The sequence below is a fragment of the Spiroplasma sp. hy2 genome, assembly GCF_044714365.1.
Taxonomy (GTDB): domain Bacteria; phylum Bacillota_I; class Bacilli_A; order Mycoplasmatales; family Mycoplasmataceae; genus Spiroplasma; species Spiroplasma phoeniceum.
Map to the genome: position 1 here is coordinate 1 of NZ_RXFZ02000140.1, position 2,714 is coordinate 2,714.

3 protein-coding genes are annotated in these 2,714 nt (G+C 22.7%); all 3 read right to left on the minus strand.

Going from position 1 to position 2,714, the window contains the following annotated elements; translation table 4 throughout:
- Positions 1–30: 30 nt before the first annotated feature.
- Positions 31–996, minus strand: a complete 966-nt coding sequence (locus tag EHV01_RS04570) for a type IV secretory system conjugative DNA transfer family protein (RefSeq protein ID WP_422066410.1) — start codon at positions 994–996, stop codon at positions 31–33.
- Between the two features lie 225 nt (positions 997–1,221).
- A complete protein-coding gene (locus tag EHV01_RS04575) occupies positions 1,222–1,518 on the minus strand; it encodes a hypothetical protein (RefSeq protein ID WP_422066411.1) in 297 nt (98 codons plus the stop codon).
- A gap of 131 nt (positions 1,519–1,649) precedes the next feature.
- Positions 1,650–2,495 carry a plasmid recombination protein gene (locus EHV01_RS04580; protein WP_422066412.1) on the minus strand — a complete coding sequence of 282 codons (846 nt, stop codon included), beginning with the start codon at positions 2,493–2,495 and terminating at the stop codon, positions 1,650–1,652.
- Between the last annotated feature and the right edge of the window lie 219 nt (positions 2,496–2,714).

Sequence of the window (2,714 nt, forward strand, 5' to 3'; positions counted from 1 at the left end):
ATWTAAAAAATTTAAAGCAAAATCATAATCTTACACAAAATTAGTTTTCAAATTGTCATATTGATGATTTTTTTTTATTTCATCAAGAGTTTTCGACAAAATTAAAGGTTTTTGTTCGATTATTTCACTTGCTTTATTTGTTAAAAATTGATAAATTTGACTAATTAATATTGCTATTAATTTATAGTAATTATCATTTTCGTCACTAAATATGATGTATAAAACTGTTGGATATTCGATAAAATCATTGTAATTAATATCATTTTTGGATGTTAAATTACGAATAAAATCATTGTTAAATATTTCTAAACTTTTTGCAACAGTCATTAAAATAGCATCTAGTGTCCGATTTTCTTTGTTATCAATCAAAACTTGGCTTGCGGTTATTTTGGCAATGCTGGTATTTTTTCTATTATTTAGTCATTCAACTAAATCTTTTTTAAAACTAGCTATTGCTGCCACCGATGCCATGTTAAATTTGTTAAAAAATAATTCTTGGTTTAAAATTTCTTCGATTTCTGTTGTTAAATTATTTTTGTTTATTTTATCTTCATAATCTTCTAATATTGCCAAAATAATTCCTTGAATAATCATACTTGTTGAATCATTCCAAAATTCATCTTCAGGATTTTTGTTAATTAACATCCGACTAAGTGTTCTAATTTTATCTTGGTATTTTATTCTTCACTTTATTTTTTCTTTTTCGTTATTGGTCATTAACATTTTAATAAAGTCGTCGTAAATTATTTTTAGTGGGTTTCAAGTATTTCCTTTTTCTAAATTACGAAAATCAATAACTTTTATTTTATAACCATTTTCTGCTAAAAATCCACTGGTTAAATTATATAATTCTCCCTTGGGATCGGTTACAATCATGTTTGGTTTAGATGTTGATTTTCCGTTTAAATAAATTGTTGGTAATACTATTCCTTGTGTTTTTCCGCTTGCTGTTGAACCAACAATAACACCATGAATATTGTTTTTTAAATTAAACAATAAATCTTTTTTGATTTTTTTACAATGTAAATTGTACTATGAAGTGTAGCACTTTATAAATTGTAAAATCAAGCTTTTTAAATTTGTAAAGATTTTTTATAAAAATTAAAGCAAAAATATCTTTTATTTTATGGCTTACTTTAGTTAATTAATTACCAAAATAACTATTAAGCTTAAAAATAAGGTTTTCATTCATATAAAAAGTGCTACATTTGCATTTACAATTTACACAATAAAAACGAAACCAGTATTTTTATAATTATCTTTGATATTAACTTTATCACTAATATCATCAATTTCTTTTATGCTTAATCATTTACTATCCCCAAAATCTATTTTATCAGTTGTTTTAATTGCAGTTTCTTTATTATTTACTTTACTAAATAAAACAAAATAAAAAAATCAGCAATAAAAACCCAAACTTAGTCAAATTGTTATTAATAATCCATATTGATTTTTAATTGCATAATTTCATCATGATAATATTTTAAATTGTTTAATTTCGGTAATGAGTTTTGCCATTGTATTTCAGTTTATATATATTGAAACAATTATTCCAAATAATGTTAAACAAAAAATAAAAATAATTGGAATAAAACATAAACCAATTAATAAAGTTATTTTTTTTCTTTTTAATTTTATTTCACATATTTTTATAGCTCTCTTTCTAGACTGCTCACCAAATCATAACCTTTTTGCATAATTGGATTAATTTTAAAAACCATTTCATTAAATTCTTGTTCAATTAAACTCATATTTTTAAAATCTGATTCTTTTGCACTAGGAATGGTGGTGATAATTTTGTAATATTTCATTTTTTCTGCTAAATCTAAATATTTAGTTAATTGGTTTATTTCATAATTTGTAAAATTATTTTCATATTTTAAATATTGTTTAATTTCATAAATTAAACCATCATAGTCATCACTGATGCTTTTAATTTTGTTAAATTCTTTAACATTGTCTTTGGTAGATCTGTACTCATCAAATAGATTATTAATTTCATTTTCTAATTTATTTCGTTCAAATTCTTTAACTTGCCGAAAATTAATTGCATTATAACTACCTTTACCACCAATTTCACCAGGTTCTATTTCATAACCTGCTTTTGTTAAATAATTAGCATGATAATTATTAAATTTTTGTAGTTGTTTTTTTCCCCCAAAAATACGATTATTACTAATTATGTATCTTTCTTCATTGAGTTTTTTTGAAAAAACTTTACTAATTGGAATAAAACCAAAATGAATATGGGGTGTTGTCTCGTCCATGTGAACTGCTGAATATAAATACCCCATATCTGTTTTAAGATTATTTTTCATTCATTGTTTCATAAAATTTATTTCAATATTAACTCATTCATTTAATTTATAATAATTTATACTTTCAGGAATTAATTGTCCCATTTTACGCGTATCTGTTTTTTTGTCCCATACTTGAATATCTGTAAATTGACATATTCCCATTTTTTCAAATCATTCTTGTCTTGTTGCTGGCAAAACAACCTCTATGTAAGTATTGTGTTTATTACAAAAATCTTTAAAAGTTGATTTTTGTGCTTCACTATATTTTTGTTGTTGCTTATTTCAATCTTCTTCTATATTTTTTAATAATTGTAAATTGTAAATGCAAATGTAGCACTTTTTATATGAATGAAAACCTTATTTTTAAGCTTAATAGTTATTTTAGTAATTAATTAACTAAAATAAGCCATAAAA